We start from the raw sequence: 26,721 nt of genomic DNA, 5'->3' as shown, positions 1-26,721 counted from the left end.
ACCTTCTGCTGGTTGCCACCCGACAGGGACAGAATGGGATTGGCCATATCGGGCGTTCTGATCGCCATACGTGCTTTCCACGCGCTACCCAGCGCCGTTTCCTCGCCGCGCCCGATGGTGGCCAAACGCGACAGAGCGCCAAGATCACCGATCGAGAGATTGCGCAGGATGCTCCACAGCGGAAAGGTGCCATTCAGCGAACGGTCACCGGCCACGAAGGCAACTTCCTGCGGGCGCTTCGGGAGCCAGTTGGACGCCCGATTGCGAAAGAGCGACAGCAGAATGTCGGTCTGCCCATGCCCGCCAAGCCCCGCAAGGCCGATGATTTCGCCCTTGCGCGCGCAAAACGCTGCCGACGCCCCTTTGGCGACCGGCATGGTAACCGCGAGTTCGGCCTTCGAAAGGTCACGCGTGCCGGACCGGACCTTTTCCTTCACGACACTCCCCATGGCTTCCACGAGACTTTTGACCGTGAAGCCGGACACGGGCCGGTTGGCGACCACCTTGCCATCCTTCATCACCACGATGCGGGTAGAGGTGGACAGGATCTCACCCAGGATATGCGAGATCAGCAGAACGGAGCCGCCGCCGGCCACATAGCGCCGTACATGCGCCATGAGTTGTTCAGCAAGCGCTGCATCCAGTGATGATGTCGGCTCGTCCAGAATGACCAGCCGCGGCGCTTCGGTGACGGACAGGAAGTTGATGGCGATTTCGACCATCTGCCTCTCCGTGATCGGCAGCTCTGCCACCGTGGCGGCACAATTGACACGGTTGCCCGGAAAGATTTCCGCAAGCTTCGCACGGATCAGCGACAGCGCCTGACGACGCCAGCCGGCACCGTTGAGCCCCTGATGCATCAGCCGGATGTTTTCGGCGACAGTCAGATTGGGGCAGAGCGACAGTTCCTGAAATACGCAGCGCACGCCGCCCGCGCGGGCCGCAGAAACACCGCCGCCGGTCGCCTCGGCGTTGCCATAGGCGAGACTGCCCTGATGCGGGGTAAGACCGCCGTTGATGACGTTGACGATGGTGGATTTGCCGGCGCCATTATGGCCAACCAACCCCAGCGCCTCGCCGGGGCGGATGTCGAGATCCACGCCATCAAGCGCGGTCACGGCACCAAAGGCAACGCGAACGGCGCGCGCTGATACCACCGGGCGCGTTTCATTGTCTGAAGTCATGGAGCGAACCATCGGGTCATGCGATTGGGGGAGGGCGGAAGCGCCAGGAGGTGCGCCTCCGCCCGCGCGGGGTGGGATCCCGCTTATTTCGCGGTGGCGATCACCTTCTGGGCGTCGGCCTGGGAATATTCGACATTCGCCACGCCGCCCTTCTGCGTCGTCTTCAGATTGTCCTCCAGCGTCGGCTGGTCGATGCGCAGGAAGGGAACCGTCAGGTCCTTCTTCACCTGCTTGCCGTCGAGGATCTGCTGCGCCACCCAGAAGGCAAGCGTCGAGACGCCGGGTGCGATCGAGACGGACATCGTCTCATAGCCAGACGCGTCCTTCTGCTTCTTCCACCACTGCAGCTCATCCTCGCGGTTGCCCATGATGATGACCGGGGTGGGGCGCTTCGCAGCCTCGAAGGCCTGCGCCGCGCCATAGCCGTCGCCGCCCTGCGTCACGACGGCTGCGATCTCCGGCAGGCTTGGCAGGATGCCGGCAACGGCACGCTGGGCCACATCCTGCGCCCAGTCGCCATGCACGGAGCCGACGATCTTGAACTGCGGAAACTGCTTGACGCCTTCGTGGATGCCGGCGGAAATCTCGTCATCAACGAAGACACCCGCAAGACCGCGAACTTCCAGCAGATTGCCTCCCTTCGGCAGGCGCTTCGACAGATATTCGACCTGGCTGCGGCCCATTTCCTTGAAATCGACCGCAATGCGCCATGCGCAGGGTTCGTTGACGATGCCGTCGAAGGAGACGACGGTGATGCCGGCATCGCAGGCAGCCTTGACAGCGCCGTTCAGCGCCGTCGGCGAGGCGGCATTCAGCACGATCGCGTCATAGCCCTGCAGGATCATGTTCTGGATCTGGGCGGCCTGTTCCGTCGCCTGGTTCTCGGCGGTCGTGAAGGCATCGGCGGAGGCAACGATACCAGCCTTGACGGCCTCCTTCGTGACCTTGTCCCAGCTCGTCAGCATGGCCTGACGCCAGGAATTGCCGGCGTAGTTGTTGGACAGTGCGATCTTCTTCTTCGCCGTATCCGCGTGAGCGGTCATCGGCAAAAGCGCGCAGGCGAAAATGGCGGCAGATGCCGCGAGCATGCTCCGAATTCTCATATTACCTCCCCAGTGCCGCCCCTTGCGGCGTGTCGACCGGGACCGCTCCTCAACGGTTTTTCCCGGCATCAAGTGGTACGGACCACTCCGATCCGTCCCAGGCAGGATGGCGCAAAGCCCCCTGCCTGTACAGGGGAAATGACCCTCCAAATCTGCGGGTTCCCGCATGTCGATTGCGAAAAGCCGCACGACAAGGCGGGCAATACAAGGCTATTGTTGCCGCGCGGAGGGAAGAGCCGCAACCTGAGACCGGTGAAGGAGGAACACCCGTGCTCGACAAGACAGCATCGCCGCTGTTCGAACAGTATGTACGCATTGCCTGGCATCTCGCTGGCAATCTGGATTTCAACTCGGCGATCCGCGCCGTTGCCGAACAGATCGCCGGAATCGTGCCGCATGACCATATGGATGTCTGCATCATCATGCCGGGCAGCCGCTTCCACATGGCCTATGAAAGCGGCTTCGAAACGGAATGGAGCCGCCGCGCCGAGGCTCCCATCGACCAGAGCCCGCTGAAGCGGCTTCTGATGGGCGAAGTCGATACCATGGTGACCGGCGATGCCATGGTCGATCCCGCCTTTCATTTCGAAGGCGCCTTCGGGCAACCGATCCTCGACCACAAGCTGAAAAGCCGCATCCACGTGGCCCTCAAGGCCCATGGTGAAACCATCGGGGCGCTGTCGATTTCGGATCGCAAGGCGGACGTCTATGACAGTGCCGATGTGGAGCGGGCGCGCTGGATCGCCGACCTGATCGCACCCTATTTCTTTGCGTTGCGCGCTTCCGACGAGGCAAGACGCGCTGCGATCGCGGAGGCGGAAACGCGCGTACGGGCCGAGGGACTGCGTGTCGGCGCCCTCAGGCTGACGGAAGCGCTGGAGACCGAGCGGCAACGCATCGGCATGGACCTGCATGACCAGACGCTGGCCGACCTGACCCGCTTTGCGCGACGACTGGAACGGTTGTCGCAGATGAAGAACGTACCGGGGGAGATGCTGGCGCCGCTGTTCCAGAGCCTGCAGCAATCCATGCGTGATCTCAGGCAGATCATCGAACAGGCACGCCCGTCGGTTCTGGAACTGTTCGGTCTGGCGGAGGCCATCGACAACCACTTGGATCGCTCCGTGCGTGACAGCGGGCTCTCGATCGACTGGGCGCTGCGCGACGACAGCGATGGCGCCATGGAGGCTCTGCCGCAACCGGTGCAGACCGCGCTGTTTCGCATTGCGCAGGAGGCGATCAACAACGCCGTGCGCCACTCCCAGGCTGGCCGCATCGATGTGCGCCTCGCCAGCGTAGCCGACCGGGTCGTGATCGAAGTCCGTGATGACGGCGTCGGTCTGCCGAGGATCGAGGAGAGGCGTGGGAGCGGCATCGAGAACATGAAGACGCGCGCCAGACTGATCGGAGCGCAGTTTACCGCGCGACGCGAGGAAAAGGCGACCGTGATTCGGGTCACGCTGCCGCTGGCATGGGAGACATTGCCATGAAGGTTCTGATTGTCGAGGACGACCCTTTGCACCGGGCCTATCTTGGCGAGGCCGTGCGCGCAGCCCTTCCCGAATGCGACACGGTCCTGGAGGCGGCCGACGGGCTGGCGGGTGAGCGCCTGGCGCGTGAGCACACATCCGAACGGGTGGTGTTGGATCTCCAGATGAGCCCGCGCAACGGCATCGAGGCTGCCCGCACCATCTGGCGTGAACGGCCGGAGACCCGCATCCTGTTCTGGTCCAATTATGCGGATGAAGCCAATGTGCGCGGTATTTCACGCATCGTGCCGGCCGGCGCGGCCTATGGCTATGTGCTGAAATCGGCGTCCGACGAGCGTCTTCGGCTGGCGCTCAGGTCCATCTTCATCGAGGACCAGTGCGTGATCGACCGGGAAGTCCGCGGCCTCCAGCAGAAGAGCGCCGGTGCCGTCAGCGGCTTTACCGATTCGGAATACGAAGTGTTGATCGATATCGCGCTTGGCCTGACGGATCGCACCATTGCGCGCCGGCGCAATCTTTCGCTTCGCAGCGTCCAGAACCGCCTGCAGCAGCTCTACGAGAAGCTTGGCGTCTACCAGCCGAACGATGGTGACGCGGAAGCCCGCTTCAACCTCCGCTCCCGCGCTGTCACCGTCTCGCTGCTGCGCAAGCTGGTGAACCATACCGCGCTGGAACGCGCGGAAATGGATCTTGCCCGCTGGCTGGAACGGGACGGGCATACGCAAAAGTAGTCGAATCCAAAAGGGCGCGGCGAAAGCCGCGCCCTGCGATTTTGTCGGAAGAACCGCATCTGCGGATGATTACTGCAGCGCCTTCACGCGGGCCGCCACCCAGGCCGGCCCGCCGTTGGACAGCGACTGCTTGTAATAACGCAGCGCCTCCTTGCGATCGGCCGTTACGCCCTGGCCCGATTCGTACATGCGCCCAAGATTTGCCTGGGCCAGCGCATTGCCCTGACCAGCGGCCTTCTTGTAGGCGGCAAGCGCGCCCGGCAGGTCTGCGGGCACCTCGCTTGTGCCTTCGAGCAGCAGGCCGAGCTTGTACTGGCTCCAGACATTGCCTTGATCGGCCGCCTTGCGGTACCATTCAACAGCCTGCTTGTCGCTCTTCGGCAAACCGTCGCCGGACGCATACTTCTCGCCCAGCGTGTACTGAGCCCAGACATTGCCCATCGCCGCCGCCTTCTGGAACAGTTCGATCGCCTTGGCCTGGTTCTTCTCGCCGGCAAACCCGCCTTCCAGCGCGCGGCCGTGATTGTAGATGCCCCAGGGGTTCTCCTGACCGGCAGACCTTGCAAAAAGATCGGCGGCCTTCTTCAGGTCCTTGGGCACACCGCGCCCCTCCTCGTAGAGAGAACCGAGACTGTTCATGGCCCATGGATTACCGTGATCGGCCGATTTCTGATACCATTCCGCCGCGGTCGCATCGCTCTTGGCAACGCCCTGACCATTCTCGTAAATCTTCGCGACGTTGAGTTCGCCCCACGAATCATCCCGCTTTGCAGCCTTCATGTAGGCGTCGAGCGCGGCGGGATAATCCTTGCGGGCGAGCGCCGCATCTCCCTTGTTCACCATGTCGGGATAGGTCGATTGCGCGGTCACGCAGCCGGACGTCAGTACGGATGCGAGCAGGACCGTCACCAGCCGCAAATCCAGAAACCCGCCGGCGCCGCCTCGTGCACGCACGAAGAATCCAAGCATTTTTCGGGCACGAGACATGACAGAACCAAGCAAATTAAACCGAGAGTTTGAATACATCAGAGCTTCACCATCAATACACGCGTTAGACAAGACTAATACCCTCCACTTCGGCCATTCGCTTTTTCATATACCCCCGGAATTTCATTGAAATACGCTCTTTGCGATCCTTTTTCCACCCGAAATACGTTGCAAATTGACACATCTGTGTAATAGACCATTTACACATAGTGACGAAGACGCGACGCAATTTCAGGGCCAGCGCCGAATGCGGAAACGAAGTGCAATCCATATCGAGGGAGCCGGCTGGATCGATACGGCATTGGCGGCGATCGTCACGATGCTATCGCTGAGCATGACGTTGGCACTCGTTGTCCTCGTTGTAAACATCGCCGATGTGCCCGTCTTTCATCGCGTGATTTATGCCTTCATTCTATTGTCCTTGCTTTTCTGCTGTTTTTCTTACGAACTCAGTCGCTACGGGCTGGCGCGGCGTGGACAAAGGCGCGCGCACGTGGCGGAATCGGCGCTGGAGCATCTCCTTGCTCCTTCCGCGCCATCGATCGCGGTGCTGATACCCTCTTATCGCGAAGAACCGCGCGTCATTGCCATGACGATGCTTTCGGCAGCGGTCGCCCGCTACGGAAATCGACGCATCGTGCTGCTGGTGGACGATCCCGCGACCGATCTGCCATCATTGCGCAGTTCGCGTGCGGCCGCCCAGACGGTGATCGAATCGGTCCGAACGATCATGCGTCCCCTGCGCGCTGCGGCCCAGACGTGGCAGGCTTCGCGTTCGCTGGCAGACCTGAACCTTGACGTCCATCGCGAGCAGGTTTGCGCACTCTACCAGCTTGCGGCAAGCTGGCTCGACGAGCAGGCGGCCGACTTCCGAAACGCGACGACGCCAGCCTTCCGCCATGTCGATTGCTTCTTCGCCGATCAGGTTCTGGGCGATCTTGCCGAACTTTATCGCGACAAGGCGCGGCAACTGGTCCAGCAGGGCGCTGACGAGCGGGAACTGGACGTTCACTACGCCATCCTGCGCGATCTCTTTTGCTCCGATATCACCGTCTTCGAACGCAAGGCCTACGCCAATCTTTCGCACGCGCCGAACAAGGCCATGAACCTCAATGCCTATATCGGCCTGATGGGGAAGCGGTTCCGGATCACCCGGCGCGGCAAGGTCGTCAGGCTACTGGAATGCGGCGACGGCTGGGCCGACCTTGCGGTAGCGCGTCCGGATCTTGTGCTGACGCTTGATGCCGACAGCGTGATTCTGCACGATTACATGCTTCGCCTTACGCATGCCCTGCAGGAAAACCCGCAGGCGGCCGTTGCCCAGACCCCCTATCTCACCTTTCCTGACAGCACGTCGGTCGTGGAGCGCGTGGCGGGTGCGACAACGGATATCCAGTATCTCGCGCATCAGGGGAGCACCTTTTTCAACGCCTCCTACTGGGTCGGCGCAAACGCCCTCATCCGCTACAAGGCATTGCAGGATATTGCCTGTGACCAGACGGAGGGGGCGCAGACCGTCCGGGTCTTTATCCAGGACAGGACCGTCATCGAGGATACCGGCTCAACCATCGATCTGCTCGGGGCCGGCTGGCAGGTGCATAACCATCTGACGCCGCTCGCCTACAGCGCCACCCCGGCCGATTTTGGCGCGCTTGCCATCCAGCGCAAACGCTGGAGCAATGGGGGACTGATCATTTTCCCCACCCTGCTCAAGCATTATCTGAAGACGCCCGGGCGTCTGAGGCGGCTGCCGGAACTCGTCGTGCGCACGAACTACCTGCTGTCTCCACTGCTCGGCAATATCGCCGTCTTCGTGCTGATGGTCTGGTCACCTTCCGACAGCCGCACGTTGCTGATGTGGACGCCGCTGGCAATCGCTCCGTATTTCTGTCTTTACGCCAGCGACCTTCACAGGCTCGGCTACAGGCTTTCCGACCTGTTCCGCGTCTGCGCGCTGAATCTGATGCTGCTGCCTGTGAGCTTTGCCGGAATTCTGGCCTCACTTCGCCAGATGGTGACAGGCCGCAAGGGAAGCTTTACGCGAACCCCAAAGGTCGCGGACCGGACGTTCATTCCGCCCTACAGCTTCCTGTTCAACGGCATGATGCTTCTGCTGATGGCGTTCTATGTGATCCAGGGCGTCGTCTCCGAAAAATACGTGGGCACCATCGTGCCGGCGATCAATGTGATCCTCTACGCCTACGGCCTGCACAGCTTCATCGGCTTTCGCAACGGATTTGCGGATCTGGCTCTGGCGATCAGACATGCAATGCCGGCGGCGATGTTTCCCGCGGCAGCCGGCGCTCGCGCGGTGAGCCTGCGCACGGTCGCTCGATCAGGTCCTTCGTCTGCAGCGGTGCGCGAATCCGCACCGCTGCGCCGGATTGCAGCGGCAATCGCCTTCTTTGCGGTGCTGCTGGGACCGGCTCTTTCGGTTCCCTCGCAGTCCAGCGGCGACCCGCGACACCTGATGATCGACGACCGGCAGGCTGCCTGGCTTGCAACTCAAGGCCATCCGCAGGGAACAGCGACACCATCACAGAACACAGCATCTTTGAGCCCGGGATCCGATTGACATCTGCGAACTGCAGATCCGCCTCGGGTGACAACACCGAATTTAGAACTGACTGACCAAGTGAATTTTAGGGAGAGGGGTACATGATGAACCCGCACAAGAACGGCAAGAAGGCCGCAACGAGAACCGAAAGATCTCAGGCTCGCAAGGCACTGAGCACCACCAGACGCTCGCTTGGCCATCTGATGGCAGGCACGGCCATCGGCCTGCTGTGGGTCTCCTACAGCGCCCCGGCCGAGGCCGCCTGCAACATTTCCGGTTCCACGATGCTCTGCAGCGGCGCGGTATCCGGCGGCATTGCGGCAACCGATCCGGTCACGATGCTGACGATCTCATCGCTGACCAGCAACGTAACCGCGCCAGCCGGCACTGACGCCGTCAATTTCGTCTCCAGCAACGGGGCGATCACCGTCATCCTCAACACGGACCAGACGTTGAACGCATCCGGTGCAGGCGCGGATTCCATCGAGGCCCGTAGCCTCGGCGGACATGACATCACGGTCAACGCGACGGGCGACCTCAATTCGGCAAACGCCTATGGCATTTATGGCGATACCGCTGGCGATATCTCGGTCACCACGAATGGCGCAATCCACGCCAGCCTCGACGCCCTGAACCTGCATGGCCAGTCGACGGGCAATGTCGTGATCAACACGACCGGCAGCCTGGTCTCCGATACGGGCTCGGGTATAGTGGCAGATACGGGCATCGATCCCAGCCTTTCAGGCATGATCAAGGTCGTTAATGGTGCAGCCATCACGGCTGCCGGTGATGGCATTCGCCTGACATCGAACGGATCGGGCCTGCTCGATATCGGAAGCACCGGCAACATCACGGCAGATTCCGGCTACGGTATCTACGGCTTCGGCAACGGTTCGATCGTCAGCCAGACATCCGGCAGCATCGAATCGGATCAGACGGCAATCTCTCTGGAAGCTCACGGCCAGGACGGGCCGATCATTGCCTCGCATACCGGTAACCTCACCTCGCACGATGGCGACGGCTTCTGGGCCGAGGCCCGCGGGCCGGTATCCATTTCGGTGACCGGTGACATCGAGGTCGATGGAACCGGTATTCATGCCCAGTCGGCGGAGACGGTCGGCACAACCGTTGTCGACATAAGGCATAACGGCGAGATCACGGCGTACAACGGCTATGGCATCGAGGCTGTCGGCCTGAACGGTGGCGTCAGCATCACCAATAACGGCACCATCAGGTCCCTGGACGATGGCATCACCGCGACCGCCTCCGGTGGTGACGTCACGGTCAACCAGATCGGCACGATCATGACGGATGGGCGCGGTATCTTCGCACATTCCACCACCGATAACGTCGCCGTGACAGGTACAGGTGCGATTTCGGCAGAAGGCGATGGCGTCGTCGCCTACGCCAATAATGGAACGGCTTCCGTCCAACAGACCGGTGACATCTCCTCCGACGGGATCGGAATCAACGTCACCTCGCTGACCAGCGATGCGTCAGTGACCGGCAGTGGCACGATCAGCGCCAGCGGCACGGGTATCTCCGCTTCGAGCTTGGGTTACGGTTCCACAAGCATCGACCGGACTGGGGATATCGAGTCGACGGGCGATATTGCTATTCTCGCCACCTCCTCGAATGGCAATGTCACGGTGAGCAATTCCGGGATGATCCAGGCCCAGGCCAACGGCATCCAGGCACGCGCGGCCAATGGCGATATAGAAATCACACAGACTGGTGCCGTGACATCAACGGCAGGCTCCGGCATCGATGCCGCTGCGCAGAACGGCTCGGTCACGCTCACGACCGACGGCCTGATTACGGCGAGAGGACACGCCATCCGCGCCAACAGCGGAGGCTACGGTACAGTCGAGATCACGGCATCCGGTGGCCTGACGTCCAGCACTGGCGCCGGCATTTTCGCAGCCAGTGCGAATGGCAACATCACGGTTTCCAACAGCGGAACCATTCAGGCAGCAACCGCCGGCATTGACGCGTCTGCAGCGAACGCTGGCGTTTCGGTCACCAACACCGGCATCATCACGGCCGGCGAGGATGCGATCCGTGTCAACAATTCGGGTAACGGTCAGGTCACCATCAACACCAGCAACAACCTGACATCCACCAACAATTCCGGCATTCTCGTCACGTCAGGGAGTTATGGCGTCAACATCACCAGCAGCAGTGTCATTGCCTCCAAGCAGAGCGGCATTGATGTAGAGGCGATCAACGGCGATGTGCAGATCAGCCAGACCGCCAACGTGACCTCCAGCGCAGCACGCGCCATCAGCGCCGACGTTCTGAACGGGGCAGTCAGCATCGCGTCCAACGGTGCTCTGCAGGCCAGGACCGATGGCATCTATGCGCACTCGAAGAACGGCAACGTTGGTGTCAACCAGACGGGTACGATCGTGGCAACCGACGGGGCCGGCATCATTGCCAATGCCGAGAGCGGTTCGGTCACGCTCACGGCCAACGGCCTGATCACCGCCAATGAAGATGCGGTCCGCGTCAATAGCGCAGGTTATGGCACAATCGGCATTACAACGTCAGGCGGCATCCGCTCGGCCAGCGGCACAGGGATTGTCGCCGCCGCCACCAACGGCAATGTCACCGTCAAAAACACAGGGGCAATTCAGGCTTGGTTTGACGGCATCAATGTCGAAGCGACCAACGGTGCAATCCAGATCGAGCAGACCGAGAATGTGAGAGCCGATAACGGCGCGGCCATCCTGGCCAGTGCCCCAAACGGCACGATCAAAATCACCTCGAAAGGCGACCTCTACGCCAAGACCTATGGTGTCTATGCCCATTCCAACGGCACGGATACGACTATTGACCAGACCGGCACGGTCTATGCGTGGGCAGGGGCTGGCATTGACGCATATTCCGCCAACGGGGCTGTCAGTGTCACGGCCACTGGATCGGTGACCGCAAAGACGGATGCCATTTTGGCCAGAAACGCCAGCGGCGGTGCCGTCACCGTCAAGGCCACCGGCGGTGTCGTAGCTTGGGATGGATCTGGTATCGTCGCCTATAGCCCGAGTGGCTCCGTCACCGTCACCGGCAACGGCGAAATCACGGCTGGTCTATACGGCATCAATGCGAGCAACGACGGCAATAACGCGGTTTACGTATCGCAGACCGGCGCGGTCCGGGCCTATAACCAAACGGGTATTGTTGCCTCCTCCGCGACAGGCTCAGTCACAGTCACGGGCAATGCCGCCATCTACGCCGACAGTAAAGACGGCATCAACGCCTCGAACGCGAGCAACAACAACGCGGTCACCGTCGACCAGCAAGGTGTGATCACCGCCTCTAATGGCACCGGCATTCTGGCGTCTTCGGCGCAGGCTGCTGTGAATGTGACGCATACCGGAAACATCGTTGCCGGGGTCACCGGCATCAATGCCGCCAACCTCAGCGACACCGAGGCCGTCACAGTTCGCCAGGAGGGCGACACTACCGCGGCGGATGGCATCATCGCATCTTCCGCGCGCGCCGCAGTCACCGTCACGAATGTCGGCGTAATCAAGGGCAATCGCTACGGCATCAACGCCACGAACATGAGCGACAACGCGGCCGTCACGGTCAATAATACCGGTGACATCACCGCCCGCGACGCCGACGCGATCTTCGCGGCATCCAGTAACGCCAATGTCAATGTCACCAGTTCCGGTGACCTGACGGCCAAGGGCAACGGCCTCTATCTGCAGGGCTGGGGCCAGCTTTCGGCCAACGTCAACGGCGGTACGGTGAGCGGCGGGACCGATGGCGCAGCCGTTGCCTTCGTCAACGGCTCGAGCAGCAGCCTCGTCAACCGCGGTACCCTGCAGAACAGCCAGGGCATCGATGGTCTTGCGATTGCCGCCACGAACACGAATACGGCGATCGACAACTACGGAACCGTTCGCGGCAATGTCGACCTGACGGATCTCGGCAGCAACAGCTTCCTCAACCGTTTCGACGCTCTGTTCGAAACCGGCTCCCGCATCGATCTCGGCGCCGGCAACCTGCTGACCAACGAGGGAACCCTCTCGCCGGGCGGCACGGGCACGATCGAGACCACGAACCTCATCGGCTCGCTCAACAACACCGCGAACGGCACGCTGCTGATCGATATCGACGCCAGCAACAACGCCGTGGACAAGCTCGAGGTTGCCGGCAATGCCACGCTCAACGGCACGCTCGGCCTGAACTTCATCTCGTTCGGCCGTACGGGGACCTATACCTTCCTGACGTCCGGCACGGGCATCGGCACGGAGACCATGGCACTCAGCAACCCGGTCATCAACGGCTCCGTCTCGAGCGACGGCACCAACGCGACGGTGACGATCGATGGCTTCAACTTCTCGCCCTCGGGCAGCGTGGTCAATTCGTCGGCGATCGGCGACTATCTGAACCGCTCGTTTGCCACCACCAGCGGACTTGAACCGATCCTCTCAAGTCTTGCGAGCCTGAGCAGTCTCGATGCGTTCAACGAGGCCATGCAGCAGCTTTCGCCGGAAGTCTTCCTGGCGCAGAGCGATGCCGCCAAGGTTGCCAATGTCGGCTTTACCAACAACCTGATGAGCTGCCGCGTCGCTGATGGCGCCGTGTTCTTCGGAGCGGAAGGTGAATGCGGCTGGATGAAGGTCGAACGCCGTCTCGTCTCCCGGGACGAAACCGCCGATAGCGTAGGCTTCGACAACAAGAGCTGGACGTTGTCCAGCGGCGCCCAGTTCGCCGTTGCGGATGACTGGCGTCTCGGCTTCGGCTTCGGTCTCTCCACCGAAACCGCAACCAGCGCCTATGGCAGCAGCGACGGCACCAGCGGCTATGCCGGTGCGGTCGTGAAGTATACGCCCGGTGCGGCTCTCTTCGCAGCCTCCATCTCGGGCACATATGGCTGGTATGACACGACCCGCAACGTGAACTTCGGCTCCCTTTCGGACACGCTGACCGGAAGCCCCGAAGTCGCGACGCTGAATGCACGTCTGCGTGCAGCCTATACCTTCCAGAACGACGTCTCTTACCTGCGTCCGCAGGTCGAGCTGGACATGATCTATACGCATCAGAATGCCGTGACGGAATCGGGTGGCGTGTCGGCTCTCAGCCTGCAGTCCAACGACCAGACGGTGTTCAGCGTCACGCCCTCGCTGGAGGCCGGTGCGCAGTTCGAGATGGAAGATAATGTCCTGATCCGCCCCTATGTCAGCGGTGGCGTCAGCCTCTACTCGAGCGACGAGCAGTCGATTCAGGGTGTCTTCTCGGCCAATACCGGCGGGATCAGCCCCTTCACGGCGCGTTCCACCACGGACCGCACGCTGTGGCGCGCCTCGGCCGGCGTCGATATCTTCGCGACCGAGAACTCCACGCTGCGTCTCTATTATGATGGCGCATTCGGCTCGACCACGACGTCCCAGACCTTCGGTGGCAAGTTCAGCCTGAAGTTCTGATCGTGGTCCAGATGCCCGCGACGCCCCGCCAGCGTCGCGGGCATTGGCTCCTCATCGATACTTGCCATGGGCAAAGGGAAATGCTGTCCTGAGACGCGGCACATTGCCAGGCAGCAACGCCCGCGCCTTCGCCGGATCGTTCTCCGATCCGTTCCGGCATAAACCCAGGTTCAGGATGACAGGCATGCAGATCAGGCTCACCACCACCGATACCCCGGCGGCAGAGGAGGTGGCGCTGATCGGGCAGAACCTCACCGCATACAACGATGCCGATGTCGGCCCCTCGGGGCGCCGCGTGCTTGCGGTCACCGTACGCGATGAAACAGGCGCATTACTCGCAGGCATCAGCGGCTATACCGGCTGGGGCTGGCTCTATGTGCAGTGGCTATGGGTGCATGAGAGCCTCAGGGGACAGGGCATGGCCGGTCAGATGCTGACAGCGGCCGAAGACGAGGCGCGAGCCCGCGGCTGTCATTCCGCCTGGATCGACACGTTCAACCCGATCGCCGAAAAGGCCTATACGCGACAAGGCTACGCCGTCTTCGGCGAATTGCCCGACTTTCCGGTCGGGCGCAGCCGAAAGTTCCTGCAGAAAAGGCTGACGCCATCAGGTTGACAGGCGGCCACCGGTCATCGGCCGGGGAGCGCCGGTCGTTGTCGGGAAACTGATCGGCAGCCCGCGCAGCACGCGCACCGCCAGGAAAGCAAAACATTCCGCTTCCACCGCATCGCCGCGCCAGCCGAGATCTTCGGCCGGACGGACCTCGACGCGCCCCCGCGTGTGCAGCATCTGCATCAGGGTCGGGTTATGGCGTCCGCCGCCGCTGACGAAGACGCGACGAGGCCGCGTCGGCAGAAGATCAAGCGCCCTGCCGACAGCCGATGCGGTGAACGCCGTCAGCGTTGCAGCGCCATCCTCCAGCGAAAGGCCCTCGGCCATGGCTGCTCCAAAATCGAAGCGATCCAGCGATTTCGGAAAACGGGCCGAAAGATAGGGATGTTCGAGAAGCTGCGACAGCCGTTCCTCATTCACGGTGCCTGCGGCGGCCAGCCTGCCATCGAGGTCCATGTCGCCCAGCCCATGCGACTTGACCCAGTCATTGATCGGGGCATTGGCCGGCCCGGTATCGAAGGCCACCAGACCATCGCCGCCATCGCTCCAGGTGATATTGGCAACGCCGCCCAGATTGAGCACTGCGGAGGTTTCGTTCTGACCAGCACCCTTCAGCAGCGCCGCATGGTAGACTGCAGCCAGCGGCGCACCCTGACCACCGGCGTGCACATCGGCGCTGCGAAAATCATAGGCAACCCTGACGCCCAGGATATCGGCCATCAACTGGCCGTCGCCGAGCTGGCGCGTTGCGCCAATCCGTCCCGGCTGCGGCGCCCGGTGCAGCACGGTCTGGCCATGGAAACCGACAATGCCGATTTCGCCGGGGGACAGTTCCGCATCGACCACCAGTGTCCGAACGGCTTCGGTCTGCGCGCGTGTCAACGCTGCCTCGGCCTGCGCAAAGATGGCAGGCTCCGGCCCTTCGAAATTCCAGACCCGGGCTTCAGCGAGCGTCTGTTCAAGCAGGTCACGGATCGACTGCGGGTAGGGGGCCAGCGTGTAGCGACCAAACTGTTCGATCGTTTCACCATCCGTCTTCAGCAGCGCGACATCAATATTGCCGTCGAGAACGGTCCCCGTCATCAAACCCACGGCCCAGATCGGTTCCATTGTCCTACTCCCTCATATCCGGTTCATCGCGTCACCGACCGCGCTGCGCAACGCAAAAATTCCGCTGTCGACATGGCGGCTGGGGTGAACGCGATTGGTCAGCAGCGTCCAGGCCTGACCGCGCTCGAAATCGATCCAGAGCCCGGTACCCGTAAAGCCCGTATGCCCGATTACCGTCGCATTGCAATGGTGACCGCCGGACCAGCCGTCATAGGGCCGCTCCCAGCCATGGGTCCGTCGTTCCGACACGGGGGCCCGCATCCAGCCCACGACAGGATCGCCCGCCGCATCGCCACGCAGGACGTCGTGGGCAAAGTCGAGAACCGCATCCACGGCTCCGAACAGGCCGGCGTGACCGGACCCCTGCAGGGCAAAGCAGTTTTCGTCATGCACCTCGCCGCAGAGAACGCGCCCGCGCCACCGACAGAACTCGGTGGCTGCCGTCTTGTCCGGCGGCCCGGCAAAGGCAAAGCCAGATCCGGCATCCATCGCCCGAATCTTCCGGCCCTCGATGCGCTCCAGCGCGATCCCAAGAAGAATATAGTTGATGTCGGAATAGACGGCAGGCCCGGAGCGCCATTCCCGCTGCAGCACGAAGGCACGCAACCGTTCCGGATCGTCGCCATAGGTGTAGATCGGCTCCACGGCGGGGAAGGGCGTCTGGTGCCCGAGGCACTGGCGAAAGGTAACCTGCCTTTCCCAGCATTGCGGCGCATACTGGCGAAAATCCGGAATGACGGAGACGATCGGCGCGTCGAGATCGAGGTCGCCCCGTGCGGCAAGCCCGAGGATGCGGGGCGTGGTGAAGATGACCTTGGTGAGCGAAGCAAGATCGAACCAGGTTTCCCGTGTCATCACCCGTTGAACGCCAACCTTCTGCGCAAAACCAGTAACACGCACCTGACGATTGCCGGCGCGATCGATCACTCCGAGAACGCCGCCGGGAATGCGACCACTGTCGACCGACTGCTGCAACAGCGCGAACGCGGTGTCGAAGGCCGTCACGTCACCGCTTGCCATCATCATCGCGCTTCTCCCATCATCGCCCGCTGTTCGACCAGAACCTGGTGATCTTCACCGCAAACCGCCCAGACCGCCTCCGGCGGCTCGTAGCCTCTGGGCCGCAGCAGGCTCGGCACCGCCTCCGTCTGAAGCCGGAACACATCGCGGCGACGATCCGTGGTGGGCACGGCGGCGATCAGGCGACGCGTGTAGTCATGGCGCGGATTGGAGAGAACGGCATCCGCCCGTCCGATCTCGACGATTTGTCCCGCATACAGCACAGCGATCCGATGGGCGATGCGCTCCACCACGGCCATGTCATGCGAAACGAAGAGATAGGCAAGCTTAAGATCGTTCTGGAGATCGATCAGCAGGTCCAGCACGCGGGCCTGAACGGAGACATCGAGGGCGGAAACGGCCTCGTCCAGCACCAGAACTGAAGGATCGACCATCAGGGCACGCGCGATGCAGAGGCGCTGCCGCTGGCCACCGGAAAATTCATGCGGATAGCGCCTCAGGCTGTCGGAGGGCAGACCGACGCGCTCAAGCAGCGACATCATCCGCTTCCGGGTGTCACCATCCGGACGCACACCGCCCGCCAGCACCGGCTCCGCCAGCAGGCTTTCGACGTCAAGGCGCGGGTTGAGTGACGCATAGGGATTCTGAAACACCATCTGGATGGGCTTGCGGCGTGGGATTTCGTCGCCGGCATGAAGAGAAAAGCTGCCGCGACTGGCCTTGACCAGCCCCAGCAGGGCGCGGGCGGTGGTCGATTTGCCCGATCCGCTTTCGCCGACAATGGCAAGCGTTTCCCCCGGCATGAGCTCGAAGCCGACGCCCTCGACGGCATGGATGGCACCGGCCGGACGGCGAAGCAGGCCCGTGGTTGCCGGGAAACGGACCGTCAACCCCTCGACTTTGAGCGCGGGGCGCACAAGCGCCCGCCCCCCGGGGGACACATCCCGGCGCACATGCCGCCCGTGCGAGAAATGCGGCACGGCCTGCAACAGATGGCGGGTATAGGGATGCTGGGGACGATCGAAGATGTCGTCCAGCGTGCCCTGCTCGACGACGCGTCCGCCATTCATCACCATGACACGGTCGGCAATGCCGGCGACCAGCCCCATGTCGTGCGTAATGAAGATCATTCCCGTGCCGGTTTCGCGCCGCAGTTCGGCAAGCAGTGCCATGATCTGCGCCTGAACGCTGACATCCAGCGCCGTCGTCGGTTCGTCCGCGATCAGAAGCCGCGGATTGGCGGCCAGCGCCATGGCGATCATCACGCGCTGGAGCATGCCGCCCGATAGCTGGTGCGGGTAATAGCCAAGCCGGCGTTCGGCATCGGCAATGCGCACCCGTTCCAGGGCATTGAGCGCTTCCAGGCGCGCAGCAGCGTGACCGAGCCCCTGCTGCAGGCGAAACGTTTCCTCGATCTGTCGTCCGATCGTCATCACCGGATTGAGCGAGGTCATCGGCTCCTGAAAGATCATGCCGATCTCGGATCCGCGGATCTTTTCCATCCGACGATCCGTGGCAGAGACGAGATCGACGACCTCGCCGCGCGCCGTCGTAAACTCCATGCGGCCACCAAGAATACGGCCGCCACCGTCATCGATCAGGCGGTTGATCGACAAAGCTGTCACCGATTTGCCGGAGCCGCTTTCGCCGACAATGGCGAGCGTCTCGCCGGGGCTGAGATCGAAATCGATGCCATGGACGACCGTCTTGGCGGTATCGCCGCGACCGAAGCCGACCGTGAGGCCGCGAACGGACAAAAGCCGGCTCATGCCACGGCCCTCCGGCTGCGCGGGTCGAGAATGTCGCGCAGTGCATCCCCGAGAAGGTTGAAACCGAGAATGCCCAGCATGATGGCAAGACCGGGAAAAACGAGAAGCCAGGGCGCCATTTCCATGAGGTTGACGCTGTCGGACAGCATGAGGCCGAGCGAGGACCCCGGCGGTTGCGTGCCGAGACCAAGGAAGGAGAGGCCGGATTCGGTCAGCAGCGACCAGGCGAGGGCCAGGGTCACCTGGACGGTGAGCGGTGCCACGAGGTTCAGCATCAGATGGCGGGTCAGGATATAGGATGTGGAACTGCCGAAGGTGCGGGCCGCATCCACGAAATCGCGCGCCTTGAGAGAAAGCGCCGGTCCGCGCACCACGCGCGTGAAGATCGGCGCATAGACAAAGGCGATGGCGAGAATGCTCGTGAAGGTGCCCGGACCTACGACGGCGATGAAGAGCAGGGCGAGAAGGATTGCGGGGAAGGCGAGCAGCACATCCATCAACCGCATCACAAGACCGTCCCAGAGATGACCGAACCAGGCCGCCGTCAGTCCGAGCAGCGTGCCGATCAGAGCCGCGATACCAACGGAGGAGAAGGCAACCAGGAAGGACTGGCCGATGCCGATCATCAACCGGCTCAGCACGTCGCGGCCGAACATGTCGGTCCCCATCCAGTGCGCCATGCTCGGCCCCTGGAGGCGGTCGATACGGAACTGCTGGAGCGGATCATAGGGCGTCAGGCCCGCCTGCGCGGCAAGCGCGATCAGGATATAGGCAAGCACGATCACGCCGCCGATGCGGCCGCTCGAATGGCCGAGCAGGCGGGTCAGAAAGCGGCTCACGAGCGTCCTCCCAGGCGGATGCGCGGATCCAGCATGACATAGGCAAGATCGACCAGCAGGTTGACGATCATGAAATTCAGCGCCACGAACAGCACGCTGCCCTGCACCAGCGCATAATCGCGCTGCAGAATGGCATCGAGCACCATACGCCCCAGCCCCGGCAGCGCAAAAATCTGCTCCACAAGCACGGCCCCGCCCAGCAGATAGCCGAATTCCACGCCGCTCAGGGTTACCACCGGGATCAGCGCGTTGGGCAAAGCATGGCGCCAGATCACCCGGCGTCTGGTTGCCCCCTTGCTGCGGGCGGTGCGCACATAATCGTCGCTCAGCACGTCCAGCATGGCAGAGCGGGAAATACGGGTGACGGAGGCCGTGAAGGAAAGGCCAAGAGTCAGCGCCGGCAGGATCAGCTGGCCGATATTGCCAAGCGGATCCTCGGAAAAGGGGATGAACTGGCCCATGGCCGGCAGTATGCCGAAGCCGGCGGACAGGACGTAGATGATCATCAGCCCGATCACGAAACTCGGGGTCGACTGGCCGATCATCGCAAAGATGCGCACGGCGAGATCCGAACCGCGTTCGCGGCGCGTTGCGGCAAACACGCCGAGCGGCAGGCCGATGCCGATGGCAACGACCATCGAGAGACATGCCAGTTCCAGCGTCAGCGGAAACCGCTGCAGGATGACATCCAGCACCGGCTTGCCATAGGTGACCGACAGGCCGAGATCGGCAGACAGCACGCCGAGAAGCCAGCGGCCGTACTGCACCAGCCAGCTCTGGTCGAGCCCGAAATAGGCAGCAAGCGCCTGTTTCTGCTGGGGCGTCAGCAGGCCGGCTTCGGTGCCCAGCATGGCGGTGATTGAATCACCGGGAACGAGGCGGATCGCCACGAACACCAGAACGGAAACGCCGAGCATCACGAGTGGAAAGGTGATGAGACGCCGCAAGAGGTATGTCATGTCGGTCTCCGCCTCGCCCTCTGCATCACTTCAGCGACACGGCAGACAGGCCGAACAGCGAACCATCGGGCGTCGGCACGAAGCCCTGAACGTTCTGCTGCTGCGCGGTATAGGCATAGCCCGTGTAGAGCCAGATCCACGGGGAAACCTCGGCCAGATGCTTGTCGAAGGCCGAGAAGATGTCCTTGCGCTTGGCGGGATCAGTCTCGACGCGGCCCTTCTGCATCAGGTCGTCCAGCGTATCGTCGATATAGTTGGCGACCTTCTGCAGATTGCCGGCCTTGGTCCAGTAGCGGTTGTACATGGAATAAGGATCGGCACGACCGCCGTTCAGTGCCACCGCCATGTCGAAATCGCCCTTCAGCCAGGTGTCGACATAGACATTCAGTTCCATCAGCTTGATGTCGAGCTTGATGCCGATCTCCTTCAGCTGCGACTGGATGACCTGCGCCTCGGCGGCGGCCGTTGGCGGCTCGCCGGTCGCGGCAATCACGGTCGCGGAAAAGCCATTGGCATACCCGGCATCGGCCATCAGCTTCCTGGCCTTGGCAAGATCGCGGCTGTAGCAGAACAGCGTCTTCGGGTCGGAGCGGTACTGCGGCATCGTCAGCGGGCCGGTGATCTCGCCCTCGCCGAGAAGTGCTGTGTCGAGCACATCCTTGCGGTCGATGGCGCAGGAAATCGCCTGCCGCACGGCAAGCTCCGTCATCGGCTTGCGCGACGGGTTGAGCTGCAGAACGTGATAGGAGAGCACGGGCTTGCGGTTCAGCGTCAGACCGGCAACCTTGGGCACCAGCGTGGCAACCAGCGGATCGTTCAGCAGGGCAAAATCCACCTGCTTGGCGCGCAGGGCCGCAAGGATGGCGTTCTCATCCGGCAGCACCTTGATGTCGATGCCATCGACGCCGACCTTGCCGCCGGCCCAGTCTGCATTGGCCTTCAGCACTTCGCGCGCGTTCGGCTCCCAGCTTTCAAGCTTGAACGGGCCCGAGCCGACGGCCGCAGTACCGATCTTGCCGGCAGCGATTTCAGAGGCCGGCAAGATGGCGGCGTTGACGCTGCCCATCGCCGTCAGAAGCGGCACGTCCGGTTGGGAGAGATTGAAGACGACAGTGTGGTCGTCCGGGGTGTCGATGCTGGCGATGGAGGCATAATTGGCGCGCGCGACTGCCCCGGTCGCCTGATCGAGAATACGGGTGAAGGAGGCTTTGACGTCGGCCGCGGTGACGGGCTGGCCGTTGTGGAACTTCGCCTTCGGATCCAGCTTGAAGGTGAGCGTCCTGGCATCGGGTGCGAAGGTCCATTCGGTTGCCAGCGCCGGCACCACCTTCAGGTCGCCATTCAGGCGCACCAGCGGCTCATAGACCAGTTCGAGGAGGCGGATCGAGGAAAAGGCCGTCTGCTTGTGCGGGTCGAGGCCCGTGGCATCCTGGGCCCAGGCCATTTTCAGTGTTGCGGCCGCAGCCGGCGCGACCGAGGCGCCGACCAGTCCGGCCACCACGGCAGCGCAGGCGAGAAGCCTGCGGGTCATTCCAGGTTTCATGCTCATTCTCCCTCTGGTTTTCCGGCCGCGGCTTCTGAAGGCCGGGCGCCGGATGGCTTGCAGTTTCAAACCGATTGCTGCGCTTCTTCAAGCGCCTTGCGAAGAAAGCCATCGCTTTTTGTAAGCGCACTTCCGGCATCTTCCACGGAAAGCCCGGTGAGCGCCATGAGGATCGCCAGCTTCACATTGTTGCCGCTCTCCGCCAGATAGCGCTCAGCATCCTCCACCGGGCAGCCGGTGGCCTCCGAAATGATGCGGATGCCGCGCGCGTGCAGCTTCTTGTTGCTGATCGACAGATCGACCATCAGGTTCTCGTAGGTCTTGCCGATGCGGATCATGCTCGCCGTCGTCAGCATGTTGAGCACGAGCTTCTGCGCGGTGCCCGATTTCAAGCGCGTGGAACCCGTCACCACCTCCGGACCGACCACAGGCGAGATGGCGATATCGGCCATGTCCGCGAGCGTCGAGGAGGGATTGCAGGTCAACGAGACGGTGACCGCGCCGAGGGATTTCGCATAATCAAGCGCACCAACCACATAGGGGGTACGGCCGCTGACGGCGATCCCGACCACCACGTCACGGGTGGTCAGGGCAACGGCTTCGAGATCACGGCGTCCGCCCTCGACATCATCCTCCGCCCCTTCCACGGCGCGCAGGATCGCGGTCGGACCGCCGGCGATCAGTCCCACCACCATCCCATCCGGCACGGAAAAGGTCGGAGGGCACTCAGAGGCATCGAGAACGCCGAGACGCGCGCTGGTGCCGGCGCCGATATAGATCAACCGCCCCCCCTCGCGGAAGGCGCGGACGATCGCGTCCACCGCCCGGGCGATGTCCGGAATGACCCGGGCGACCGCATCCGGCACGCCCGCATCCTCGCGGTTCATCACGCGCAGGATCTCCTCGGTCGGCAGAAGGTCGATGTTCCGGGAATTCGGATTGCGTGCTTCCGAAACCAGCTGCTGAAGCTCTGCGAGAAGGTGCTGGGAAGACATGGGATCTCACTGTTCGTTTTGAATTTTGTAAGATTGAATATTCCGTGTGTCAACAAAATAAGGAATACTTTATTCCGTTCATCCGGCATCAAGCGGCGGGATGCCGGTGCGATCAGGACATGCGGGCAAGAATAATCGCGCCGGCCACCGCATCGCCATCCGCAGGTTTCAGGCGGCGGCGCACGTCCGGCGAAAGCCAGGGCTCCAGCGGACCGGCAAGACCCCCGAGAAGAGTGACAAGCGGCGCCCCATACTCCACCATCCGGCGAACCAGTCCGTCGATCTGTTCCGCGCCGGACTGGACGATCTGCCGCGCCGCCGGATCGCCCTGATCGGCATGGCGCAGCACCAGCGGCGCAAAGGTTGCGTAATCGGTGGCGGTCGCCTTGTCCATCCAGGCGATGACGCGGGAGACATCCCCTTCGAACCGGCCCATGACCTCGGCCAGCAAGGCCGTGCGGTCACGGCGGCCGTCAAGGGCACGCAGGGCCAACTGGATGGCCTTCAGCCCCATGTCTGCGCCGCTGCCCTCGTCGGAAATTGGGAAGCCGTAGCCGCCGGCTCGAAACTCCTGTCCTCCGATAAAGGCAAGCCCGATCGAGCCGGTTCCGGCAATGACGATGGCACCGTCACGGCCGGAATGCGCGCCGAGACAGGCGGCTGCGCCATCGGAGGTGAAGCGGATCGCCGCAAAGGGATGCGGCAGCGCTTCCAGTTGCTCGCGCGATCCCGCCCGGCTGAGGCCCGCAATACCAATCCCGGCCTTGACCTGCGGGGCACGGTCAGGATCGAGACCGGCCTCTTCGGCAGCCCCGCGCCAGGCGCGCATCAAGGACGCCCAGGCTTCGGCGATACCAAGGCGCGTGGTGGCCGGTCCCGAAAGCCCCTGTCCCAGCAGATTGCCATCCTCGTCCGTGATCCGGGCACGGCACCCCGTGCCGCCACCATCGATTCCCAGAAGGAGCCGGGGCTGTCTCTCGGTCGTCGTCTGTTTCGCCGTCATCGGGAAATCCGCTCGATCTTGGCGCCACATTGGGCGAGCTTGCGGTCAAGCTGCTCATAGCCGCGATCGAGATGATAGACGCGGTTGATCACCGTTTCCCCCTCGGCGGCGAGCCCTGCCAGCACCAGGCAGACGGAGGCTCTGAGATCGGTCGCCATCACGGGGGCTCCCTTCAGCGCAGGCCGGCCACGCACCAGCGCCACCGGCCCGTTGAGCGTGATGTCCGCGCCCAGCCGCCCCAGTTCCGGCACATGCATGAAGCGATTTTCGAAGATCGTTTCGCGGATCAGGCTGGCGCCATCGGCGAGCGCAGCCATGGCCATGAACTGCGCCTGCAGGTCGGTCGGAAAGCCGGGATAGGGCTCGGTGGTGATGTCTGCGGGCTTCAGCCGTTGCGCGCCGTTCACCACGACGCCGCGGTCGCCGGGCCAGATGGAGACGCCCATCTCCTCCAGAACCTGGAAGACCGAGGCCAGATGCTCCATGCGCGCGCCGACCAGTTCGAGACGCCCGCCGGTAATCGCAGCTGCGGCGGCATAGGTGCCGGCTTCCACCCGGTCCGGGATGGAGTGGTGGCTGGCCGCGCGCCAGAAGGTGTTGCCGGCAATCAGCAGACGATGGGTACCGGCCCCGTCGATCACCGCGCCCATGGCGGAAAGACAGGCAATCAGATCCACGACCTCCGGCTCGCGGGCGGCGTTCAGGATTTCGGTCTCGCCGCGCGCGCAGCAGGCAGCCATCAGCGCCGTCTCCGTGGCGCCGACGGAGGGCCCCGGCAACACGATCCGACCGCCAGTCAGCCCCGACCCGGCAGAGGCCACGATGTAGCCGCCTTCGATCGAGACATCGGCCCCGAGCGCAGACAGCGCCTTCAGATGCATGTCAACCGGACGGGCGCCGATGGCACAGCCGCCCGGCAGCGATACGCGCGCCTGCCCGAAGCGGCCCAGAAGCGGAGCCAGCACCAGGATCGAGGCCCGCATCCGCCGCACGGTGTCATAGTCCACCTCGCCGGGCGTCACGGCACTTGCATCGATGCGGGTGCGATGCGAATCCCGGCTGACCTCTGCACCGTACAGCGCGATGATCCGCAGCATGTTCTCGACATCGGAGACCCTCGGAAGATTGGTGAGTTCCAGCGCCTCGGGCGACAGCAGCGCTGCGGCGATCTGCGGCAATGCGGCATTCTTGGCACCGGAAATCGGCACGGCGCCGTCCAGCCTGTTGCCACCGGTGATGCGAAGCTGATCCATGGGCTAAATCCACTGAAAGCCGCCTTGCGGCCGGAATCGGGGGGTGACCAATGATAGGACGCCGGTTATAATATTCCAGATAATTTTGAAGTTCCGAATAGCTTATTCCATCATCTCGGGCTGCGAAGGAGCCGGCATGTCCGTTCTGAAAGTCATCCGTGCCAAGCTGGACGCCATGACGGAGGCCGAGCGAGAGATCGGCCAGTTCATCATCGACGATCCCGAGCGGATGCTGACGCTGTCTTCCGCCGAACTGGCGGCCGCCACCGGGCGAAGCCAGTCCAGCGTCGTCAAATTCTCCCAGAAGATCGGCTATGACGGCTATCAGCAACTGAAGCTGGCGGTGACGCGGGCAAAGGCGCAGGAATGGCGTGTGCCGACCGGCATGATCCACGGCACCATCGATGCCGGCGACAATCTGGTGACGATCCAGCAGAAGCTGGTGGCGAGCAAGGTATCCGCCATGCAGCAGACCATGCAGGTCAACAGCGAGGAGGTGGTCACGGCTGCCGTCAACGCGCTCGCCGCCGCCCGCCGCATTCATCTGGCCGGCATCGGCGCATCGTCGCTGGTGGCGCGCGACTTTTCCTACAAGCTCTTGAAGCTCGGCCTGATGGTGCTGATGGACAGCGACACCCATGTGCAGATGGCCAATGCCGCCTCCCTGACGGAAGAGGATGTGCTGTTTGCCATCTCGCAGTCCGGCGGCAATGTCGAGACGCTGCGGCTTGCGGACATGGCCAGAAAGAGCGGCGCAACCGTCATCACCCTGACCGGCCTGCAGGAAAATCGATTGAGCGAGCTTGCCCATATCCGCCTCAACACCGTGGCCGACGAAGAGAGGGTCCGCTCCTCCGCCATCACCTCGCGCGATGCCCAGCTTGCCATTACCGATCTCGTCTTTCTCGCCCTGGTGCGGACGCTGCCCAAGGCCAATGAGGCGATCCATGCCAGCGAAGCCGCGGTGGCGCTGCTGAAGTCCTGAGGACCGCCGCTACTTGATCGCGCCCGCCGTCATGCCGTTGATGAACTGGCGCGACAGAGCGATGTAGAGCAGGATGATCGGCAGCGCCGATAGGGTAAGCCCGGAGAACAGCACGCCCCAGTCCGTGCCGAATTCGCCCATGAAGGTCGTCAGTCCCTGCGGCAGGGTCTTCAGATCGTTGTTCTGGATGAAGATCAGCGGGAAGAAGAAGTCGTTCCAGATCGGCACCACATTCTGGATGGCGGCAATGACCATGGCCGGACGCACCAGAGGCAGCATGATCGACCACATGATGCGCGCCTCGTTGGCGCCGTCCATGCGGGCCGCATCCTCCAGTTCATTCGGCAGGCTGCGGATGAAGCCGGTCATGATGAAGACGGTCGTCGGCAGGCCGGTCGCCACATAGATGAAGATCAGCGAGAGGCGGCTGTCGACCAGTCCGAGGTCGCGCATCTGGATGAACAGCGGAATGACGGCAAGCTTCAGCGGCAGCGTCAGACCGGCGAGAAAGAACAGCAGGATGGCATTTGCCCCGCGAAACTCGTAGCGGGCCAGCGCATAGGCCGCCATGGTGCCGAGCACCAGGATGAGCGCGATCGAGGCGCCGGTAACGATGAGGGAATTCATCAGGTAGCGGACGAAATCCGTCTCCGTCCAGACGCGCACCAGATTGCCGACATGGGTGAAATCCGGCAGCGAGAAGGGCGACTGGAAGATTTGCGCATTCGTCTTGAAGGCGGAAAACACCATGATGGCGATGGGCGCCAGCATGACGATGCTGTTGCCGATCAGGACGATCTGGATCAGCCCGTCCCAGCCGAAGGTGCGCAGCGTCCGGCTGCGGCTTTCCCGGATCATAGCTGGATCTCCCGCTTGCGAAGTTTCAACGTGATGACGCTGGAGACGACGGCGATGAACAGGAAGATCAGCACCGCCAGCGCGCTGCCTGGCCCGAAATTTTCCGCGGACGCCGACATGCTGCCGAAGGCGGTGCGGTAGAAGTAGAGGCCGAGCACGTCGGTCGCGCCATGCGGCGAGCCATCGATGCCGCCCATTACGAAGGGCATTTCGAACCAGTTGAACGCGCCGACGAAGAGAAGAGTAAAGACGACGGTGGCAGAGGGCGCCACCGTCGTCTTTACTCT

General features: G+C 62.8%; 19 protein-coding genes and 1 pseudogene. 6 read left to right on the top strand and 14 right to left on the bottom strand.

The genetic code is table 11. The features are described from left to right. On the bottom strand, positions 1-1,184 hold a 1,184-nt coding region (locus tag FNA46_RS06545; RefSeq protein WP_143124314.1), incomplete at its 3' end, for an ATP-binding cassette domain-containing protein. An 83-nt stretch (positions 1,185-1,267) separates the two neighbouring features. After that, positions 1,268-2,287, bottom strand: a complete 1,020-nt coding sequence (locus FNA46_RS06540) for an ABC transporter substrate-binding protein (RefSeq protein WP_143124313.1) — start codon at positions 2,285-2,287, stop codon at positions 1,268-1,270. Between the two features lie 269 nt (positions 2,288-2,556). Between FNA46_RS06540 and FNA46_RS06535 the strand changes: the two genes are divergently transcribed. Then, the gene (locus FNA46_RS06535) at positions 2,557-3,777 is read left to right on the top strand and encodes a sensor histidine kinase (RefSeq protein ID WP_246102897.1); all 1,221 of its coding nucleotides are present in this window, start codon (positions 2,557-2,559) and stop codon (positions 3,775-3,777) included. Continuing rightward, entirely contained in the window at positions 3,774-4,508 is a 735-nt protein-coding gene (locus FNA46_RS06530) for a response regulator transcription factor (RefSeq protein ID WP_143124311.1), read from the top strand. Before FNA46_RS06535 ends, FNA46_RS06530 begins: the two co-directional genes overlap by 4 nt. 69 nt (positions 4,509-4,577) lie before the next feature. Here the strand turns inward: FNA46_RS06530 and FNA46_RS06525 are convergent, their stop codons facing one another. Further along, positions 4,578-5,462 carry a tetratricopeptide repeat protein gene (locus FNA46_RS06525; RefSeq protein WP_185969752.1) on the bottom strand — a complete coding sequence of 295 codons (885 nt, stop codon included), beginning with the start codon at positions 5,460-5,462 and terminating at the stop codon, positions 4,578-4,580. Positions 5,463-5,988: 526 nt separating this feature from the next. On the opposite strand from FNA46_RS06525, the gene FNA46_RS06520 reads away from it, so the two are divergent. The 3 genes from FNA46_RS06520 (at position 5,989) to FNA46_RS06510 (ending at position 14,103) form a co-directional block, all read left to right on the top strand. Beyond that, entirely contained in the window at positions 5,989-8,070 is a 2,082-nt protein-coding gene (locus FNA46_RS06520; protein ID WP_185969751.1) for a glycosyltransferase family 2 protein, read from the top strand. A gap of 83 nt (positions 8,071-8,153) precedes the next feature. Then, positions 8,154-13,487 (top strand): autotransporter domain-containing protein, encoded by a 5,334-nt coding sequence (locus tag FNA46_RS06515; RefSeq protein ID WP_143124308.1) that lies wholly within the window; start codon positions 8,154-8,156, stop codon positions 13,485-13,487. A 184-nt stretch (positions 13,488-13,671) separates the two neighbouring features. Next, positions 13,672-14,103 carry a GNAT family N-acetyltransferase gene (locus FNA46_RS06510; protein WP_143124307.1) on the top strand — a complete coding sequence of 144 codons (432 nt, stop codon included), beginning with the start codon at positions 13,672-13,674 and terminating at the stop codon, positions 14,101-14,103. Here the strand turns inward: FNA46_RS06510 and FNA46_RS06505 are convergent. The 9 genes from FNA46_RS06505 to murA all read right to left on the bottom strand — a co-directional run bounded on the left by FNA46_RS06505 (position 14,095) and on the right by murA (position 24,591). Continuing rightward, positions 14,095-15,210, bottom strand: coding sequence for an anhydro-N-acetylmuramic acid kinase (locus FNA46_RS06505; RefSeq protein ID WP_143124306.1), 1,116 nt, complete (start codon positions 15,208-15,210; stop codon positions 14,095-14,097). The two genes, FNA46_RS06510 and FNA46_RS06505, sit on opposite strands and share 9 nt — an antisense overlap. A 12-nt stretch (positions 15,211-15,222) precedes the next feature. Then, positions 15,223-16,233 carry a serine hydrolase domain-containing protein gene (locus FNA46_RS06500; protein WP_425468680.1) on the bottom strand — a complete coding sequence of 337 codons (1,011 nt, stop codon included), beginning with the start codon at positions 16,231-16,233 and terminating at the stop codon, positions 15,223-15,225. Next, on the bottom strand, positions 16,233-17,999 hold the full coding sequence (locus FNA46_RS06495; RefSeq protein ID WP_143124305.1) for an ABC transporter ATP-binding protein: 1,767 nt from the start codon (positions 17,997-17,999) through the stop codon (positions 16,233-16,235). Before FNA46_RS06495 ends, FNA46_RS06500 begins: the two co-directional genes overlap by 1 nt. After that, complete coding sequence (locus FNA46_RS06490; protein WP_246102895.1) at positions 17,996-18,838, bottom strand: ABC transporter permease; 843 nt, start codon at positions 18,836-18,838, stop codon at positions 17,996-17,998. The genes FNA46_RS06495 and FNA46_RS06490 overlap by 4 nt, the downstream gene beginning before the upstream one ends. Next, positions 18,835-19,797 carry an ABC transporter permease gene (locus tag FNA46_RS06485; RefSeq protein WP_143124304.1) on the bottom strand — a complete coding sequence of 321 codons (963 nt, stop codon included), beginning with the start codon at positions 19,795-19,797 and terminating at the stop codon, positions 18,835-18,837. The genes FNA46_RS06490 and FNA46_RS06485 overlap by 4 nt, the downstream gene beginning before the upstream one ends. A 25-nt stretch (positions 19,798-19,822) precedes the next feature. After that, positions 19,823-21,328, bottom strand: a complete 1,506-nt coding sequence (locus FNA46_RS06480; RefSeq protein WP_425468679.1) for an ABC transporter substrate-binding protein — start codon at positions 21,326-21,328, stop codon at positions 19,823-19,825. A gap of 77 nt (positions 21,329-21,405) precedes the next feature. Continuing rightward, positions 21,406-22,335: an N-acetylmuramic acid 6-phosphate etherase gene (gene murQ / locus FNA46_RS06475; RefSeq protein ID WP_143124302.1), complete on the bottom strand. Its 930-nt coding sequence runs from the start codon at positions 22,333-22,335 to the stop codon at positions 21,406-21,408. A gap of 112 nt (positions 22,336-22,447) precedes the next feature. After that, on the bottom strand, positions 22,448-23,338 hold the full coding sequence (locus FNA46_RS06470) for a glucosamine kinase nucleotide-binding domain-containing protein (RefSeq protein ID WP_143124301.1): 891 nt from the start codon (positions 23,336-23,338) through the stop codon (positions 22,448-22,450). Then, positions 23,335-24,591 (bottom strand): UDP-N-acetylglucosamine 1-carboxyvinyltransferase, encoded by a 1,257-nt coding sequence (murA, locus tag FNA46_RS06465; protein ID WP_143124300.1) that lies wholly within the window; start codon positions 24,589-24,591, stop codon positions 23,335-23,337. The genes FNA46_RS06470 and murA overlap by 4 nt, the downstream gene beginning before the upstream one ends. A 136-nt stretch (positions 24,592-24,727) precedes the next feature. Between murA and FNA46_RS06460 the strand changes: the two genes are divergently transcribed. Beyond that, positions 24,728-25,576: a MurR/RpiR family transcriptional regulator gene (locus FNA46_RS06460; RefSeq protein WP_143124299.1), complete on the top strand. Its 849-nt coding sequence runs from the start codon at positions 24,728-24,730 to the stop codon at positions 25,574-25,576. Between the two features lie 9 nt (positions 25,577-25,585). On the opposite strand, the gene FNA46_RS06455 is transcribed toward FNA46_RS06460, so the two are convergent. Both FNA46_RS06455 and FNA46_RS06450 read right to left on the bottom strand, forming a co-directional pair. Further along, positions 25,586-26,434 carry a carbohydrate ABC transporter permease gene (locus FNA46_RS06455; protein WP_143124298.1) on the bottom strand — a complete coding sequence of 283 codons (849 nt, stop codon included), beginning with the start codon at positions 26,432-26,434 and terminating at the stop codon, positions 25,586-25,588. Then, a pseudogene (locus tag FNA46_RS06450) lies at positions 26,431-26,721 on the bottom strand (sugar ABC transporter permease); the annotation flags it as partial. The pseudogene FNA46_RS06450 and the gene FNA46_RS06455, both read right to left, overlap by 4 nt.

Source organism: Affinirhizobium straminoryzae (genome assembly GCF_007004135.1).
GTDB lineage: Bacteria > Pseudomonadota > Alphaproteobacteria > Rhizobiales > Rhizobiaceae > Neorhizobium > Neorhizobium straminoryzae.
Note: the sequence above shows the minus strand (reverse complement) of the source record. Positions and strands in the feature narration are given on the sequence as shown.

What these genes read in the sequence shown, in the direction of transcription:
- FNA46_RS06530 (WP_143124311.1), top strand. Translation starts at nt 3,774, where the DNA reads ATGAAGGTTCTGATTGTCGAGGACGACCCTTTGCACCGGGCCTATCTT.
- FNA46_RS06495 (WP_143124305.1), bottom strand. Translation starts at nt 17,999, where the DNA reads ATGAGCCGGCTTTTGTCCGTTCGCGGCCTCACGGTCGGCTTCGGTCGC.
- FNA46_RS06510 (WP_143124307.1), top strand. Translation starts at nt 13,672, where the DNA reads ATGCAGATCAGGCTCACCACCACCGATACCCCGGCGGCAGAGGAGGTG.
- FNA46_RS06470 (WP_143124301.1), bottom strand. Translation starts at nt 23,338, where the DNA reads ATGACGGCGAAACAGACGACGACCGAGAGACAGCCCCGGCTCCTTCTG.
- FNA46_RS06540 (WP_143124313.1), bottom strand. Translation starts at nt 2,287, where the DNA reads ATGAGAATTCGGAGCATGCTCGCGGCATCTGCCGCCATTTTCGCCTGC.
- FNA46_RS06485 (WP_143124304.1), bottom strand. Translation starts at nt 19,797, where the DNA reads ATGACATACCTCTTGCGGCGTCTCATCACCTTTCCACTCGTGATGCTC.
- FNA46_RS06515 (WP_143124308.1), top strand. Translation starts at nt 8,154, where the DNA reads ATGATGAACCCGCACAAGAACGGCAAGAAGGCCGCAACGAGAACCGAA.
- FNA46_RS06455 (WP_143124298.1), bottom strand. Translation starts at nt 26,434, where the DNA reads ATGATCCGGGAAAGCCGCAGCCGGACGCTGCGCACCTTCGGCTGGGAC.
- FNA46_RS06505 (WP_143124306.1), bottom strand. Translation starts at nt 15,210, where the DNA reads ATGGAACCGATCTGGGCCGTGGGTTTGATGACGGGGACCGTTCTCGAC.
- murQ (WP_143124302.1), bottom strand. Translation starts at nt 22,335, where the DNA reads ATGTCTTCCCAGCACCTTCTCGCAGAGCTTCAGCAGCTGGTTTCGGAA.
- FNA46_RS06460 (WP_143124299.1), top strand. Translation starts at nt 24,728, where the DNA reads ATGTCCGTTCTGAAAGTCATCCGTGCCAAGCTGGACGCCATGACGGAG.
- FNA46_RS06480 (WP_425468679.1), bottom strand. Translation starts at nt 21,328, where the DNA reads ATGACCCGCAGGCTTCTCGCCTGCGCTGCCGTGGTGGCCGGACTGGTC.
- FNA46_RS06500 (WP_425468680.1), bottom strand. Translation starts at nt 16,233, where the DNA reads ATGATGGCAAGCGGTGACGTGACGGCCTTCGACACCGCGTTCGCGCTG.
- murA (WP_143124300.1), bottom strand. Translation starts at nt 24,591, where the DNA reads ATGGATCAGCTTCGCATCACCGGTGGCAACAGGCTGGACGGCGCCGTG.